This window comes from Paenibacillus soyae, from assembly GCF_024623455.1.
GTDB lineage: Bacteria > Bacillota > Bacilli > Paenibacillales > Paenibacillaceae > Pristimantibacillus > Pristimantibacillus soyae.
Window position 1 is genome coordinate 113,837 of sequence record NZ_JANIPJ010000019.1, and the last position, 15,816, is coordinate 129,652.

Below are 15,816 nucleotides of genomic sequence, written 5' to 3' on the forward strand. Positions count from 1 at the left end.
AGGAAATCACCTCGATCTATTATGACGCAAATATCTGACGATTTGTTGCGCGGGTTTCTTCGCTTGGTTCTTCAGATCCAGAATGGCAGGGCCGTAACGGACGCGCCATTCCTCCGGGGAATCGAGCAGCGCGCAGGCCGCATCGGCAAAAGCTTCGGCGTCCAGCGAATCCGTGGTGCCGATCGGCTTCAGCCCCAATCGACCCAGGAACTGGTCGATCTTCGGGTCGTACGACAAGCCAAGCAGCGGAATCTGCTGATTGGCGGCGTAGATGAGCGCGTGCAGGCGCATGCCCAGCAGCGCGTCGCAGTTGCTGACCTCCAGAAGCATCGCCTGGGGGTCGTCGCCCGGGTCGGCCAGCTCGGCGGAGCTTCCATCGCCGAGCAGGCCGCTCAGCCGTTCCATCACCTGCTCCGACGTAACCTTGTCGGCGGGGGTGTGGAACGGCAGGAAGCGCAGCCGAACCGGCCTGCGCTTCGACAGCGCGACCAGCGCCTCGGCGGCGCGCGCCATATCGGCGCCGTCCTCGCGCCAACGGCGCAGCGAGACGCCGATGACCGGCGGCGTCTCCGCAACACCTACCGCCGGCTCAACAGTCCCCGCCGGCAGCGGCAAACCCATTACCGGATCGGGCACGACCTCGATCCGGTCCAGCGGCACGCCCATCCGCCCCAGCAGGGCAGCGGACTCGGCGTCCCGCACGGACACGTACTTGCTCCGGCGCATCGCGCTCCGGATCAAGGGGAACATCGCGCGCCGGCTCACCGGGCCGATGCCTTGCGCGTAAGCGAACGTCGGCTTGCCCAGCCACTGGGCGAGCTTCATCACGCCGACGTAATACGGGATCGTCAACGCGCCCGTGACGTCCTGCAGCAAGCTTCCGCCGCCGCTGATCAGCCCGTCGCACGAGCGCAGCGTTCTCAACAGATCGCCAGGACGCATGCGGTGGGCCGCTTCCACGCCGTACATGCGGCTTGTCCACTCCGGATCGGCCGACAGCACGACCGGCTGAACGCGAATGCCCCCGGCGGCCGCTTCTTCCTCCAGCGCCAGCAGGATGGAGCGGAGCACCGCTTCATCGCCGCTGTTGTGGAAGCCGTAGAAGCCGGAGATAGCTATGCGGAATATTTGCGAATCGTTGGTGCCAGCCATTTGCGATAGACTCCTTCCACGACAAGCCATGCGGCAATCAGAATGCCGCCGATGATGATGCCCGCGCCCAGACCGAGCAGCGTGCGTACGATCGAAATGTACAGAGGCGTATGAATATGCGTGAACGTGCTGACCATCGTCAGCTGTCCGAGCGCACCTACGATAATAAGTACCCACGCCGCGCGATAACGAATCGCGAGGAACAGGCCGAGCAGCAGAGGCGGATGCCCCAGCATAAACTCCTTAAAGCGTGGACGAACGCCGAACGTCGATTCCAGCCAGCCGCGGACGAGCATCTCGATCCCCGACACTTCGCCGGCATTGCCCGTTCTGGACAGATAGTAGAAGCCGACGGCGCCGATGACTACGGCAATGACGATCCACGCGACGCGGACAGGCTCGCGCAGAAGCTTGATGGCTCGTCCGATCACCCCGCGGCCGTCGCTGCTCTCATAGAGCACGACATACACGGCAACGAGGAACAGCGGCGCCAAGTGCAGCACGCTGACGCCACGGAACTGCTCCAGCACGAGGTTGTACGTAATATTGTTGAGCAGTCCGAATACGAGCGGAATCGCCGTCCACGAGATCAGCGTTGCCGCGACGAACCAAGCGATCGCGGTGCCGAGCCGGCGGCCGATGGATACGTTCGGGAACACCCAAGCCGTTCTCTTCTCGGCTCCACCAGTCGTTCCCACGCTCCATTCCTCGCCGCCGACCATCCGGCGCTCCCCGACCGTTCTCGAATAGATGCGGTTCATGACCCAGATCAAGGCGAGCGTAGGAGCGCTGACGGCGGCGCCAAGCGCCAGCCCTTGCTCCATTAGCGAGCTGTTCAGCACGTACAAGCCCGCCGAGCCAACCAGCCCGATCAGGAATACGGGAATGGTGATAGCCGGGATAAAAGCAGCGACAAGAAGCGTAATGATCGCGATCGCGCCTAGAGCCACGATGCCGCGGACCGGCTTCTCCCAGGATGCTTTCTCATAGTCGAAAGGCTGGGCGATGCCCGCTGGGAACCCCGCCTCTTCCACATGCGCGATGACTCCGGCTTCGCCGCCCATGGCGTCGGCCAGCTTGTCGATGGAGTTCTCGAGCACGCCGCGATCCTGATTGCCTTTGTTCATCGTGTTCAGGAAGAACATCCGGATATTGCGGTCCTTCGCCGCGAGCTCGAAACGGTCGGCGATGCCGGCCGTCGTCATCTCGATGCTGTCCTCCGGCGACAGCGAATACACGCGGACCACATTATAGTCTGTCAAATAAGCCAATTTATTAATGCCCTGCTGCGGTTTCTTCAAATTCTCGATGGCCGTGAGGCCCAAATCGTACTGCTTCAGCAGCTCGCCGAAGCTGTCGAGGCTGTGGCTGGCGCCTTGATCCGACGCGCCCTTGGCCTTCTCCCCGTCGAACAGGACGCGGGTAACGCCGTAAGCCTTCAACCGTTCAAGCTGAGCTGCCGTTCTCTCCGCATCGTAAGGCACGACGCGGTCGGAGAACCGCGGGAGAATGTGGAAGCCCGCATCCGCCACCGCTTGCAGCGTCATCGGATCGAAATCCAGCGTCTTCAGCGCCGCAGCCGTCGATGATTCCTCCAGCACAAGGCCGCCGCGACCCTCGAACGACCAATCGCGGTACGGCACGCCCATGCGGTCGTATGCCTCGCGGATGACGGGACCGAGCTTCTCCTCTTCTTCCGGACCGTCGAATACCACGTACGTATGGTTGACTTCGCCGCTAGGCACGGTGCCTTGAAGCAAAGCCGCGTCCTCTTCATTGTAATAAGTAAGCCTTCCGGCTTGTCTCAGCTCCTTCAAGGAGCTCTCGTAGACGGCCATCGTCGTGATGCCCGCGGCCTTCAGCCTCTCCAGCTTCTCTTCCACGAAATCCTCGGGACGCGGCTGCAGCTCCGCGACCTCCACGATATCCCGGTAGTCGAACACGTATTCGACCGTGTCCGCCGTCCCTTCCATCGCCATTCTCGACGCGCCGAGCGGCAGGGCCGCCACTACGCCGATAAGCGTAATGATCCACAGCCACAGCTTCGCCCGGCGATTCCAACGCTGCCAACGCATAAGCACTGTCTAATCCTCCGTTCCGAATCTACACCGCGCCGTCCACGCGGGACATAACGGTTGCTCTAAGGGCGTTCAGCGCCGCGGCCGCGGCTTCCGACGAATCCTTCTTCACGCCAAAATAAACCTTAATCTTCGGCTCCGTACCCGATGGCCGCAGGCAGAACCACGAGCCGTCCTCCAGCATGTACTTCAGGACGTTCTCCGGACGAAGACCGTCGAGGCCGCCGCTGTAGTCCAGCGCCTTCGCGATCTTCACGCCGCCAATCTCGGCAGGCGGGTTCTTGCGCCAATCGTTCATGATCGCGCCGATCTTCTGCACGCCGTCGAGGCCCTTCAGCGTGCGGGACTCGAGCCCCTCCAGGTAGTAGCCGAACGTGCCGTACAGCTCCCCGAGAACGTCGTAGAGCGTCTTGCCCTTGCTGCTGTAGTAAGCGGCCGCTTCGCAGATAATCATCGCCGCCACGATCGCGTCTTTGTCGCGCGCATACGTGCCGGTCAAGTAGCCGTAGCTCTCCTCGTAGCCGAACAGGAAGGAACGTTCTCCGGTTTTCTCGTAGCCCGTCATTTTCTCCCCGATATATTTGAAGCCGGTGAGCGTGTTCTCGACTTCCGCGCCGTAAGCGCGAGCGATGTCCGCGCCCATCTCGCTTGTGACGATCGTCTTGACGACAACGCCGTTAGCCGGCAGCAGACCGCGCTCCTTCAGCACGCTCAACTTGTAATGCACCATCAGAGCGCCGGACTGGTTGCCCGAGAGCACGACATAGTCGCCTTTGTTATCCTTCACGACGGCGCCCATGCGGTCGGCATCGGGATCCGTGCCGATGATGATGTCCGCGTTCACTTCCTTAGCCATCTGGATCGCCAGCTCGAACGCTTCCCTCTCCTCCGGGTTAGGCGATTTCACCGTGCTGAAGTAGCCGTCCGGCTGCTCCTGCTCCTTCACGATATGCACATTGCGGAAGCCGATGCCCTTCAGCGCCTCGCGCACCGGAATGTTGCCCGTGCCGTGCAGCGGCGTGAAGACGACGCCGAAGCTCTCGCCGAGCTCGCCTTGCAGCAGCTCCTTGTTTAAGCTTTCGCCGATGACGGTATCAATATATTGACGGTCCGCTTCCTCACCGAGCCATACGAGCAGACCCTGCGCCTCCGCTTCTTCCTGCGTCAGGCGTTTGATCGCGTCGAAGCTGATCGCGCCGATTGCCGCGATGACCTGCTCCGCATCCTCCGGGATCAGCTGGCAGCCGTCCGCGCCGTACGCCTTGTAGCCGTTGTACTCCGGCGGGTTATGGCTCGCCGTGATTACGATGCCGCTGGAGCAGCCGAGCTCGCGTACCGCGAACGACAGCTGAGGCGTCGGGCGCAGACCGCGGAACAAGTAGGTTTTGATCCCGTTGCCCGCAAGCACCAGGGCGGAATCCAGAGCGAATTCCGGCGAGTTGTTACGGGAATCGTGGGCGATGACGACGGATGGCGCCGATCCTCCGGCGCGCGCGAGCAGCCAGTTCGCCAGGCCTTGCGTTGCCTTGCCGACGGTGTAGGCGTTCATCCGGTTCGTCCCGGCGCCCATCACGCCGCGCAGTCCTCCCGTCCCGAACTCGAGATCGCGGTAGAAGCGGTCCGTAATTTCTTTCTCCTGTCCGGCAATGCCGCGCAGCTCCGACTTGGTCGCCTCGTCGATCATCGGATCGTTCAACCAGGCTTCATAACGCGATTGTATCGTTTCACTAGCGATTTGATTCATTACAGCATCCCCATTTCCATCCATTAGTTTTTTTTAATTTATGTATATTCTAGTATGAACATTAAGAACGGTCCGACAGCGCGAACATGAGCTCGCCCTCGGCTACAACCTTGTCACCAACCTTGGCGGTAGCTTGTCCTTTGCCGATCGGTCCTTTGAGCCTCGTAATCTGTACCTCTAGAATGAGCGTGTCGCCAGGCTTCACCTGGTCGCGGAAACGGAAGCCGTCAATGCCCGCGAAGAAGCCCAGCTTGCCTTTGTTCGCCTCCACCATCAGCATGGCCACCGAGCCGACCTGAGCAAGCGCTTCGACGATCAGTACGCCCGGCATAACCGGATACCCCGGGAAATGCCCTACAAAATAGGGTTCGTTCATCGTGACGTTTTTGAGACCTACGGCGCGTACGCCCGGCTCGACCTCCAGGATGCGGTCCACCAGCAGAAACGGCGGGCGGTGCGGAATGATTTCTTGAATTTGATTAATGTCCAGCATAGCAAATGTCCCCTCTCGAGCTTTTCTTAGTATAAAACCGGCGTTCTTAAGCGAAACTATACGTATCCTTCATAAAACTGCAGATTATGGAGGTTAAGATAAGGGGGCTTGATCTATGGACCCGAAGCGTCCATGGATCAAGCCTCTTTCTGCTTCTTGGTGACCGGGCTACGCATGCCCCGAAGGCGTCTCCGCTTGACCATTGAGCGTCTTGTAAGACAGCAGGTATACGAAGGACGTCAGGAACGAGAACGCGATAACGACCCATAAGTATGTATGCGCGAAAGGCGCTTCGAAAAAGATAAACATAATCGCGAAGTAAAATAACACGGTTGTCAGCTTGCCCATCCAGTTGGCCGGCACGTTCTTCTTCCCTCGGAAATGAGCGAACAGGCCTCCCGCGATCATGCCCAAATCGCGCAGGAACATCGCTCCCGCGGCCCACCACGAAATATGTCCGGATACAAGCAGGGACACGATAACGGTGATGAGCATCAGCTTATCCGCGAGCGGATCCAGCATCTCGCCGGCAGGCGTCACTTGGCCGAACTTGCGGGCAATATACCCGTCGAGCACGTCGGTCACACCGGCTGCAACCACAACGAGGAACGCGGGGATCATGTGACCGCTGGCGAACACGCCGATATAGACGGGAATCAACAGAAATCGCAAGGCTGTCAATAAGTTAGGCAGATTCAACGTTCACACTCCTCCGGTGTCCTACGGAATGTTCCACCATGGTTCCCAACTATTATAAACTACCTCCTCGAAAATGAAAACAAACCGCGGTCCAGGGCCGCGGCTTCAAAACGAAAAGTCCTTGCGCGCCCACGAGAGGGCGTGCTAGAATACTGACTGAACGTTCAGTATACATATGATATTGTGCGTGAAATGATCGGAAGGGAGCGAAGCCTTGAATAGAAAGCAGCAGCAGACCGAAGTGACCAAAGCCCGTCTCATGGAAGCCGCATTCGCTATCTTCTCGCACCGTGGCTACGTCTCCGCTTCTATAGAAGAGATAGCATGTGCGACGGGCACCAGCAAGGCCAATATTTATTACCATTTCAAAAGCAAGGAAGGCCTCTTCCTCGCCCTGCTCGACCGTTACGATGCCGAATGGATGGCGCTCTGGGAGGAGCAGCGCGTTCGTTACCATTCCGTTGCCGAGATGCTTCACGGCATGATCAACATGAGCTTGCCGCAAGGCTTCCATCATCCTCTTAATCGCGCGGCCAGGGAATTTTTGGACGATGCTTGGGGGAAGAGCGAAGAAGGAAGGCGGTTATTCGCCGAGCGGGTCGAAGAGAAACGGCTGTTCCTGATCGCGCTCCTGCAAGAAGGAATCGACAGCGGCGAGCTGAAGACCGGGAACGTCTCCGAGCTAGCGCTCATTCTGGAAAGCTTGTTCCGCGGACTCGGCGAGACGACGCGGGATATGAAGCTGGACGACGCGATGAAGATTTATAATTGCGCGCTGGAAGCTTTCTTGCATGGAATTGCGGCGAAGTGCGTAGGAAATGGTAAGGAGTAAAGAGAAATCGGTTAAGGATATGGAGGAGTTAAAGAAATGCATACCGCATCTGCCGCTACGGCGGCGCCCCGAGATCTGGGGAACGTCAAGAGACTGCCGATTCTGATCTCGTTGATCATCGGCGCGTTTTTTTCCATTCTAAATGAAACCTTGCTCAACATCGCACTTGTCGATTTGGTTGAAGATTTCGGCGTAACGTTTAATACCGTGCAATGGCTGTCCACCAGCTACATGCTGACGGTCGGCATTCTGATCCCGGTGTCCGCGCTGCTCGTGCAGTGGTTCACGACACGGCAGATGTTCCTCGGCGCGATGACGCTGTTCTCTCTCGGCACGCTCGTGTGCGCGCTGGCGCCCGAGTTCTACGTGCTTCTCATCGGGCGGATCATCCAAGCGCTCGGAACGGGTCTCATGCTTCCTGTTATGATGAACACGATTCTTGTGCTCTACCCGCCTGAGAAACGCGGTGCGGCAATGGGCAGTATCGGTCTTGTCATCATGTTCGCGCCGGCGATCGGCCCGACTTTGTCCGGCTTGATTCTGGAAGCAACGGATAACTGGCGCTGGTTGTTTTATCTGGTGCTGCCTTTTGGCATTTTCGCGATCGCTTTTGCGGCAATCTTCCTTAAGAACGTGTCCGACGTAACGAAACCTAGAGTCGATGTTTTGTCCATTATTTTGTCTACGATCGCGTTCGGCGGCATCGTCTACGGCTTTAGCAGCCTGGGCGGCCACGGCTCCGAAGGCAGCGGCTGGTCCGATCCGAAGGTTTACGGCACGGTAATCGCCGGCGGAATCGGTCTGATCCTATTCGTTTGGAGACAGCTGAAGATGCGCGAGCCGATGCTCGACATGCGCGCGTTCAAGGCGCCTATGTTCTCGTACAGTACCATACTTATTATCATCGTCATGATGGCGTTGTTCTCGACGCTGATGCTGCTCCCGATCCTCATGCAGACGGGCATGGCCCTGACGGCGTTCGCCGCCGGCCTAGTGCTGCTCCCTGGCGGTATCGTCAACGGCTTCTTGTCGCCGATTACCGGCAAGCTGTTCGATAAATTCGGTCCTCGCGCGCTCGTTATCCCAGGATCGGCGATTCTGGTTGTCATCATGTACTGCTTCACGCAAATCTCGCTGGAGACGAGCAAAGGCATGATCATTCTGCTGCACTGCAACATGAGCCTTGCGATGTCCATGATCATGATGCCGGCGCAGACGAACGGTCTGAACCAGCTGACGCCAAAATACTACCCGCACGGCTCCGCTATCTTGAGCACGCTGCAGCAAGTAGCAGGCGCGCTTGGCATCGCCTTCTTCATCAGCATCATGTCGTCCGGAACGAAGGACTACTTGCTGAGCTCGTCCGACCCGACGTCGCCGGCGGAGCTGGCTGGCTCGGTTATGGCCGGCATCCACAATGCCTTCGAAGTCGGGATGTACTTCTCCATTGTGGCGCTGATCCTCTCCTTCTTCGTGAAACGCGTCACGGCTCCGAAGGAGTTCTAAGGAACGTTAAACACACCCGATAGGCTTGGTTGGAGCTCAGATTCCAGCATCGCCAAGCCAGACACCAATTAACAAAGGCAGCTAAGCACAGTCCCCAATGACCGTGCAGAGCTGCCTTTTTTCATTCATTGGTTACTCTCCTCCGTCTACTCCGTCACCCCGCGCACCAGTAACCCGATTTTCTCGGCCTATTGAGCACCACAGCACCCTCACCTCACGAGTAACCCGATTTTCTCGGCCTATTGCGCGCCACAGCACCCTCACCGCACCAGTAACCCGATTTTCCCGGCCTATTGCGCTCCACCGCACCCTTCCCGCACCAGTAACCCGACTTTCTCGGCCTATTGCGCTCCACCTCACCATCCCGCACCAGTAACCCGACTTTTTCGGCCTATTGCGCTCCACCGCACCCTTCCCCCACCAGTAACCCGACTTTCTCGGCCTACTGCGCCCCACAGCCCTTGCCCGCCGATGCACGCAAAAAATAAAGGACATATTACCTTTATTTTCAGCTGAAATCCTACATGCGAGCAAAATAGCGGCAATAGTGGAGTTATTCGTGGTGGGAAACGGAGTTTTCTAAAGAATCGCAGAAAATAGAGGTACTTATGCCGCTATTCTCACGCATCGGACCGAGACTGGCGAATTAACGCCCTTTTATCCGTTATTCCGGCTAGACCCGCCCGGTTAACCACGCGTGCCTAATCGCAGGCTGTTCGCCAGCCTCCCTGCAATCGTGCGCGCAAACAAAAAAGGCCGCTCCGGCCGCCTAATGCGGTCGGAACAGCCTGATCAGCTAAGATTCCGCGAATATGAGATCATAAAGGTGACGCCATGTCTCGATCTTGAATACGTCTTCCTTCGAGCCGCTGCCCAGAATAGTGTATCCTGCATATAGACCGACCACAAGCATGACAATCATGATAATGGGCACGATACTTTTACGGAGGAGCCAGAACGTGACTCTCGCCCATGTCGGGAAACGTTCTTCTTCGTATTCTTCTTCCGCCGACTCCGCACGAGCGGACTTGCGTCCCTTGTCCTTGGCGCTTAGGTCCACGACCTTCGCCACCGATGGCTGGGAGCTGCCAACGCCGCCGCCATGCCGCTGCGCTCTCGAAAGCGTGCTGCTTAGCGTCGTATAGACGGATGTGGGAGAATCGTCCACCGCCGTATTCGTTCTCTTCTGTGGACCGTCTTCCATAGCGTTACGACGGCCCGAGCCGATTTGATTATCGTCGGCCATTCCTATCACCTACATTCTGTCCTATGAGCGGCGCATCGTATTGGCGAGGCCCATCATGGTGTCGCTGGATGTCAGCGCCCGCGCCGCGAGCTGATACGCACGCTGCACGCTGATGAGCTCCGTCATCTCGTCCGTCAGTTCGACATTGGACTGCTCCAGATAGCCTTGGCGTAATGCGATCCGGTTATCCATGTTCGGGACGATCTGCTGTACGACGTCATCCACGTTGATGCCTTCCGCGATGGCGAATAGGTTATCCGCTACCGCCGTCAATCCCGCAGGACGCGAAGCCTGCAGCAGCTTGATGCTGCCCAGGTTGAGCGTGCCTTCCGAGGATACGCCTAGCACCGAACCGTCGGCATTGACCTTCAGGTCGTAGCCTTCCGGCAGAACGAGGTTTCCTTCGGTCATATTGCCGTTCTCGTCCGGTACCATCGCGACAACCGGGTAGCCTTCTTCCGTTGCCAGTATGGTATCACCGTTTGCGTTGACCGTCAACTGGAACGCTCCGTTCCGCGTGTAGGCCCGGTTGCCTGCGTTGTCCACCACGACTTCAAAAAGCGCGTTGCCCTCGATGGCAAGGTCCGTCGACACGTCGGTCGCTTTCATCGCTCCTTGCGTCAGATTCGGCTGGACCATCGTCATCTTGGCGCCCCAGCCTTGGTTGAAGTTAAGAGGCGACAGCCGGCCAGGCTGGGTGAACGCTTCGGGCTGTCTCTTCGCATTGTTAAGCAGATCCTCGAAGGTCGCTTCTTTCTTCTTGTAGCCTACTGTATTTACATTCGCAATATTGTCCGAGATCAGGTCCAGCTTCTGCTGGAGCGCGTTCATCGAGACCATGGCGTTGATCATAGACGCGTTCATGCTGCGTTGCCCTCCCTTAGGTTATATCCGATTCTTACGAGTTTAGATGCGGCCGACTTCATTGACTGCTTTCTGCAAGCTTTCGTCGTAGAATTGAATAACCTTCTGGTTCGCTTCGTAAGCGCGAAGCGCGGACATCAGGTCAACCGCAGCTTGCGCGGAATCGACATTGGAGCGCTCGACGTACCCTTGACGCACCTCAATGCGTTCGCCTGGCTCGATCGCGCGGGCTTCGCCCTCGCCGTCGGCGAAGCGGAAGTTACCGTTACCTTCGCGGATCAGCTCATTCGGATTCTCGACTCGGGTAATCAACAGCTGCGAGCCGATCTCCACGCCGTTCGCGTCAACGAAACGCTGATCGTCCGTCAGCTTCAGGCTGTCCAGCCCGACGCCCACAGGAAGCTGAATCGGAGCGCCGTTCGTGCCAAGCACGTTCGAGCCGTCGCTGGTGAGCAGGAAGCCTTCGCCGTTCACCGTGAACTTACCGCCTCTCGTATAGCGGACCTCCCCGTTCGCGTCCTGCACCGTGAAGAAAGCCTGCGGCTGGAACACGACTTCACCGTCTTCAGACACCGATTTGCCCGATGCGTCGAAGGTCAGGCCGTCGACCTCGATATTGGACACAAGCGCGAAGTCCGACGACTGGTTCGTCTGCATCAGGTCGCCTTGCAGATGGATCGAAAGACTCTCCTCGGCGAACACCCCGCTTGTCCAACGTCCGACGGTCGTGTTCTGAGCGCCCTCGACGCCCGTCATCTTCAGAAGCATCTCCGGGAAGGAACGCGTGATGGCGTTCGTCTGTTTGTAGCCCGGCGTATTGATATTGGAAATATTGTTCGTAACGGTATCGTGTCGGCGCTGCTGGGCGGTCATGCCCGCCGCGGCCGTGTATAGTCCTCTTAGCATGTTGCAGGTCCTCCTCCAATGTTTGCGAAGCAAACATACTTCGTAAGCGTTCGCTCAATGTTTGCGAAGCAAACATACTTCGAAAGCATTGGCTTAATGTTTGCGAAGCAAAATGTTTGCTGCAAGCTTCAGTGTAAACGCATATGCCTGCTGATTGCTCTGGCAATTCTATCTAAAACCAGCATATGCCCGGCTTTCGCCCCCGCAAACGATTGTTCGGAAGCGTCTTGATCGCTAAGCTGCATGCACATCTCTATCTTGTATCGGTCATCGTCCACGGTGTCTGAATAGCATTCGCCTGCGACCTAAGACTCATTTCCGCCTCGGCGCGCCCCCCTATGGCGCCCTACCCGCGGAGATGCTTGTCCCATGCCGTTAAAAACATTACTTCTTAAGCTTGTCCAAGTGATCAAGCAGGATCCCGGTTCCCTTAACAACGCAGTGCATCGGATCTTCCGCGATGAGCACCGGCACCTTAAGCTCGTCCGCCAGCAGCGTGTCGAGTCCGCCGAGCAGCGCGCCCCCGCCGGTCAGGATGACCCCGCGGTCGATAATGTCCGCCGACAGCTCCGGAGGCGTCTGCTCCAGCACGTACTTCGCCGCCGCGACGATCGACATCACCGGATCCCGGAGAGCTTCGCGCACTTCGTCCGTGTGGATCGTCACCGTCAGAGGCAGACCGGACACCATGTCCCGCCCGCGGATGTCGATCTCTTCCTTGCGGCCGTCGTCGTACACCGAGCCGATCTTGATTTTGATATCTTCGCTCGTCCGTTCGCCGATCAGAAGCTTGTACTTATTTTTGATATACTTCATTATCGCATCGTCGAACTTGTCCCCCGCTACTTTAATAGAGGATGCCGTTACGATGTCGCCCATGGACAAGACGGCCACGTCCGTCGTGCCGCCCCCGATGTCCACGACCATATTGCCGCTCGGCTGGAAGATGTCCATTCCGGCTCCGATCGCCGCAGCCTTCGGCTCTTCTTCCAAATAGACTTCCTTCGCTCCGCTGCGCTCGGCAGCCTCGCGAATCGCCTTCTGCTCTACGGACGTAATATTCGTCGGGGCACAGATGAGAATGCGCGGACGGCTGAACCACTTGCGGCCGTCCACGCGGTCTATAAACGCTTTGAGCATGATTTCCGTAATTTCGAAATCGGCGATGACGCCGTCGCGAAGCGGCCTGATCGCCACGATATTGCCCGGCGTCCGGCCTACCATGCGGTGCGCGTCCTCGCCGACCGCGAGAACCTTCTTCGAATCGCTTTCAATCGCGACGACGGAAGGCTCGTCAAGCACAACGCCTCTACCTTTCACATGAATGGATACATTGGCTGTCCCCAGATCGATTCCGATATCCTTGCTTAGCATAAGGCTTAAGTCCCCCAACGAATAATGTTAACGTTAACGCTCAGATTAGTTTCCCCACAACCGCAGAGTAAACTCTCAACGAAACATTATTCGTCAAATAAGTCTAAAATCCTCTACCGGATGTAAAAAATAATCGGATAATCTCATTGGGAAAAGAGTTAAACTTTGCCCGCCGCAAGCACTTCCCGCTTCTTCGCGCTGGTCTTCTTGTACTTGATCTTCGTCGCTTCTCCTCCTCTAAGATGCCTGATCGACTTGTGGTACTCGAGAATGTGCTTCACCTGGTCTGCCAGGTCGGGGTTTATCTCCGGCAACCGTTCGGTCAAGTCCTTGTGAACCGTGCTTTTGGACACGCCGAACTCTTTGGCGATCGTTCGCACCGTATGCTTCGTTTCCACGATGCATCGGCCTATTTTAATGGTCCGCTCTTTGATGTAATCGTGCACGTTCCCGCCTCCCTACTCGAGATAGTTTGGTACATTATATGAGTGGAGTGGGTATATATTCTTTGTGTCCAAGCGTGACAAGCCCGAATTGCAGGAAATTTTCATCCGAAGCCCTCTCGAAGGCCTATAATACGCGGTTAGGACGGGTCCGAATACTCAACAATCAACGCAAAAAAAGCGGAGGATCTCATCCTCCGCCTTGCCCTGCGGCCTTATGCTGGCCGCCGGCTTTATTCCGCTATGTAGTTGCTTGGGTTGACCGTGTCGCCGTTCAGGCGAGTTTCGAAGTGAAGATGCACGCCGAGATCCTTCTCGAGGTCGCTGCGGCCCGCTTGCGCGATAACCGTGCCTTGACCGACTTCTTCGCCTTTTTCAACTTGAACGTCCGTCAAGCTTTGGTACACCGTAACCAGGCCGTTGCCATGGTCGATCTCGACAATATAGCCGTTCGTCGGATGCAGCTCCACATGGGATACGACTCCTTCGAGCGCCGCCATGACTTCGAACGTTTCGCCGTTGGGATCGACGAAGTCGATGCCCGTATGCGGCGAGATCTCGTTGTTCACTTGGATGAGCGCCGCTTCTTTGTCCGCTTCGCTCGCGTTCTTGTCGTAGAACTTCGTTTCCACTTGCAGAGCTTCGAAGTTGCCTACCGGCCAGGTCATTTTGCTGGCGTCCGCGATAACTTCTACTGCCTCTTCGCCGTTCCCGCCTTCGTTCGTACCGCCTTGCACTTCCTCGCTACCGTCCTCTTGCGTCACTTCAGAGTCAATCTGGCCGGTTGTCTCCTTGGCCGGATCCGAACCCTGATAGATCCACATTAAGGTTACGATAATTGCCGCTGCGGCCATGAAGATTGCGGGGGAAACCCAACGCTTTGCGAATAGTTTCCTTAGTCCGCTGCTAGAGTTCGCGGCAGATGCTGCTCCCAGAGAGTTTTTAGGAGCTTCTTCTGGTCTTTGCTTTGGTTTGTTTTGATCATTCATTTGTTATCACCTCACTAGCCATTGTTGCCAGTATTGCTAGGTTTATACGTGAGGGATATCAAATTTTAAGAGTTTGTCCGATTTGGTATCTTCGAAGCTTGTTCCAGCTTCGCGCCCGAGTAATAGTGCTCCAGAATCTCCCGCGCCGGCTTCCCTTCCCGCGCCATTCCGTTGGCGCCCCACTGGCTCATGCCGACGCCGTGGCCGAGTCCGTAGGTCGTGAAGACGATGCCGTCCTTGCCAATCTTCCAGCTGAAATGAGAGGAAGCCAGTCCGAGACTCTCTCTCACCTCCCTGCCGCTGAACGTCTTCCCGTTAATCTTCACTTCCGCGATCCGCTTGCCGTCCGTCCACTTCGTCACTTTCATAGAAGGCTTGCTTCCCGCCTGTTTCCCAGAGAGTCCCATCGCGCGGTAAAACTTGGCGAGCGTGAACGACACCTCCGCCTCGTACCGGGGGGAAATCTCTTGGTCCCACGGACTGGCCACGCTTCGCAAGTAAGGCAGCGGTTGCTCCCAGTAGTCCTCCGAGTTCTCCGTATAGCCGTTGCTGGTAGAGAAGAATGCCGCTTCGATCGGCTCCCCCTCGTACGTCATGATCATGCCGCGCGTTCCTTCCACCGCCTGCTTCAGCTTTGCGAGATTGTCCTTCTTCGCTTCGCCCTTCCAGCGCTTCGCCAGCTCGTCCTTCGAAAGATAGACTTGATGCTGCACCGTATCTAGCACATCCGCCTCTCCGGCGCTTCCGCCGGCCGACAGCCGCCGGACGATGTACGTGCGCGCCGCGACCGCCTGAGCCTTCAGCGCTTCGAGGTGGAAGTCGATCGGCATCTCCGCCGCGAGCACGCCCATGACGTACGTCTCGAGAGGAACGGTCTCTATCTTCTTCCGGTCGGTCAAATAGACCCTTACCTTCACTCCGTCGAGCGCCGTCTTCGCGGGAGGCTTGAGCTCCTCCCTCTTGTCGCCAACCGCCTCGGCCGACTGCGTCTCGACTTCGGGTCCTTTGCTCCCGGAGGCTTCCTCTTCCGGCTTCTGCGCTGTCTCCTCCGGAGGCTTGGCCGGTTCATTCGCCGAGCCGGCAGGCGATTGGCCTTGCTGCTCCCGCGTCGGCTGGCTGACGGGCGACTGCTCGTACGTCATCCGCCTCACGTAAGGAATTTCGACCGCGCCGCTCCACAGCTTGCTCAGCTCCTCGCGGGAAGCCGCTGTTTGCTCGGCCTCCGGCTTCACGCCTTCCTGCAGAGCGGCCTTCATTCCGAATACGGTGGCGCCTAGGGCAATTCCCACTCCGAAGACGATCCACCAGCTGCGCGCTTGCGCGATCTTCCTGCTGCTTGTCCGTATTCTAGCAATCCAAACTTCCATCCTAATCAAACCGCCCCCTTCAATGGGCGCCGCGCTCGCAAGCATTCCGGCGCCTTGCTGGACGTCTCTCTCGACTGCGCGTCCGGATACTTCATTCTATGAGGCGGTTTACTAGGATAGACT

14 protein-coding genes are annotated in these 15,816 nt (G+C 57.7%); 2 read left to right on the forward strand and 12 right to left on the reverse strand.

Annotated elements, in window-relative coordinates:
- Positions 1 to 6: 6 nt before the first annotated feature.
- From csaB to NQZ67_RS23040, 5 genes are all read right to left on the reverse strand, one after another.
- Positions 7 to 1,152, reverse strand: a complete 1,146-nt coding sequence (gene csaB / locus NQZ67_RS23020; protein ID WP_257450541.1) for a polysaccharide pyruvyl transferase CsaB — start codon at positions 1,150 to 1,152, stop codon at positions 7 to 9.
- The gene (locus tag NQZ67_RS23025) at positions 1,116 to 3,227 is read right to left on the reverse strand and encodes a DUF5693 family protein (protein WP_257450610.1); all 2,112 of its coding nucleotides are present in this window, start codon (positions 3,225 to 3,227) and stop codon (positions 1,116 to 1,118) included. Before NQZ67_RS23025 ends, csaB begins: the two co-directional genes overlap by 37 nt.
- Positions 3,228 to 3,255: 28 nt before the next feature.
- The gene (locus NQZ67_RS23030) at positions 3,256 to 4,974 is read right to left on the reverse strand and encodes a phospho-sugar mutase (protein WP_257450543.1); all 1,719 of its coding nucleotides are present in this window, start codon (positions 4,972 to 4,974) and stop codon (positions 3,256 to 3,258) included.
- 61 nt (positions 4,975 to 5,035) lie between these two features.
- A complete protein-coding gene (gene fabZ / locus NQZ67_RS23035) occupies positions 5,036 to 5,467 on the reverse strand; it encodes a 3-hydroxyacyl-ACP dehydratase FabZ (RefSeq protein ID WP_257450545.1) in 432 nt (143 codons plus the stop codon).
- A 168-nt stretch (positions 5,468 to 5,635) separates the two neighbouring features.
- Complete coding sequence (locus NQZ67_RS23040; protein WP_257450547.1) at positions 5,636 to 6,166, reverse strand: CDP-alcohol phosphatidyltransferase family protein; 531 nt, start codon at positions 6,164 to 6,166, stop codon at positions 5,636 to 5,638.
- Between the two features lie 214 nt (positions 6,167 to 6,380).
- On the opposite strand from NQZ67_RS23040, the gene NQZ67_RS23045 reads away from it, so the two are divergent.
- Positions 6,381 to 6,998, forward strand: a complete 618-nt coding sequence (locus tag NQZ67_RS23045) for a TetR/AcrR family transcriptional regulator (RefSeq protein ID WP_257450549.1) — start codon at positions 6,381 to 6,383, stop codon at positions 6,996 to 6,998.
- 36 nt (positions 6,999 to 7,034) lie between these two features.
- Entirely contained in the window at positions 7,035 to 8,504 is a 1,470-nt protein-coding gene (locus NQZ67_RS23050; RefSeq protein ID WP_257450551.1) for an MDR family MFS transporter, read from the forward strand.
- 796 nt (positions 8,505 to 9,300) lie between these two features.
- On the opposite strand, the gene NQZ67_RS23055 is transcribed toward NQZ67_RS23050, so the two are convergent.
- The 7 genes from NQZ67_RS23055 to spoIID form a co-directional block, all read right to left on the reverse strand.
- Positions 9,301 to 9,750 carry a DNA-directed RNA polymerase subunit beta gene (locus tag NQZ67_RS23055; RefSeq protein WP_257450553.1) on the reverse strand — a complete coding sequence of 150 codons (450 nt, stop codon included), beginning with the start codon at positions 9,748 to 9,750 and terminating at the stop codon, positions 9,301 to 9,303.
- 21 nt (positions 9,751 to 9,771) lie between these two features.
- Complete coding sequence (locus NQZ67_RS23060; RefSeq protein WP_257450555.1) at positions 9,772 to 10,614, reverse strand: flagellar hook-basal body protein; 843 nt, start codon at positions 10,612 to 10,614, stop codon at positions 9,772 to 9,774.
- Between the two features lie 42 nt (positions 10,615 to 10,656).
- Complete coding sequence (locus tag NQZ67_RS23065; RefSeq protein WP_257450557.1) at positions 10,657 to 11,520, reverse strand: flagellar hook-basal body protein; 864 nt, start codon at positions 11,518 to 11,520, stop codon at positions 10,657 to 10,659.
- Between the two features lie 384 nt (positions 11,521 to 11,904).
- Positions 11,905 to 12,894, reverse strand: coding sequence for a rod shape-determining protein MreB (gene mreB / locus NQZ67_RS23070; protein ID WP_257450559.1), 990 nt, complete (start codon positions 12,892 to 12,894; stop codon positions 11,905 to 11,907).
- Positions 12,895 to 13,052: 158 nt separating this feature from the next.
- Positions 13,053 to 13,340, reverse strand: coding sequence for a sporulation transcriptional regulator SpoIIID (gene spoIIID, locus NQZ67_RS23075; protein WP_257450561.1), 288 nt, complete (start codon positions 13,338 to 13,340; stop codon positions 13,053 to 13,055).
- A 230-nt stretch (positions 13,341 to 13,570) separates the two neighbouring features.
- Positions 13,571 to 14,191: a M23 family metallopeptidase gene (locus NQZ67_RS23080; protein ID WP_257450564.1), complete on the reverse strand. Its 621-nt coding sequence runs from the start codon at positions 14,189 to 14,191 to the stop codon at positions 13,571 to 13,573.
- A gap of 200 nt (positions 14,192 to 14,391) precedes the next feature.
- Positions 14,392 to 15,693 (reverse strand): stage II sporulation protein D, encoded by a 1,302-nt coding sequence (gene spoIID / locus NQZ67_RS23085; protein WP_257450566.1) that lies wholly within the window; start codon positions 15,691 to 15,693, stop codon positions 14,392 to 14,394.
- Positions 15,694 to 15,816: the final 123 nt, after the last annotated feature.

Bases quoted from the DNA above. Each gene is read 5' to 3' on its own strand.
- mreB (WP_257450559.1), bottom strand. From the start codon at position 12,894: ATGCTAAGCAAGGATATCGGAATCGATCTGGGGACAGCCAATGTATCC.
- fabZ (WP_257450545.1), bottom strand. From the start codon at position 5,467: ATGCTGGACATTAATCAAATTCAAGAAATCATTCCGCACCGCCCGCCG.
- csaB (WP_257450541.1), bottom strand. From the start codon at position 1,152: ATGGCTGGCACCAACGATTCGCAAATATTCCGCATAGCTATCTCCGGC.
- NQZ67_RS23050 (WP_257450551.1), top strand. From the start codon at position 7,035: ATGCATACCGCATCTGCCGCTACGGCGGCGCCCCGAGATCTGGGGAAC.
- NQZ67_RS23080 (WP_257450564.1), bottom strand. From the start codon at position 14,191: ATGGCCGCAGCGGCAATTATCGTAACCTTAATGTGGATCTATCAGGGT.
- NQZ67_RS23055 (WP_257450553.1), bottom strand. From the start codon at position 9,750: ATGGCCGACGATAATCAAATCGGCTCGGGCCGTCGTAACGCTATGGAA.
- NQZ67_RS23030 (WP_257450543.1), bottom strand. From the start codon at position 4,974: ATGAATCAAATCGCTAGTGAAACGATACAATCGCGTTATGAAGCCTGG.
- NQZ67_RS23065 (WP_257450557.1), bottom strand. From the start codon at position 11,520: ATGCTAAGAGGACTATACACGGCCGCGGCGGGCATGACCGCCCAGCAG.
- NQZ67_RS23060 (WP_257450555.1), bottom strand. From the start codon at position 10,614: ATGAACGCGTCTATGATCAACGCCATGGTCTCGATGAACGCGCTCCAG.
- NQZ67_RS23025 (WP_257450610.1), bottom strand. From the start codon at position 3,227: ATGCGTTGGCAGCGTTGGAATCGCCGGGCGAAGCTGTGGCTGTGGATC.
- spoIID (WP_257450566.1), bottom strand. From the start codon at position 15,693: ATGGAAGTTTGGATTGCTAGAATACGGACAAGCAGCAGGAAGATCGCG.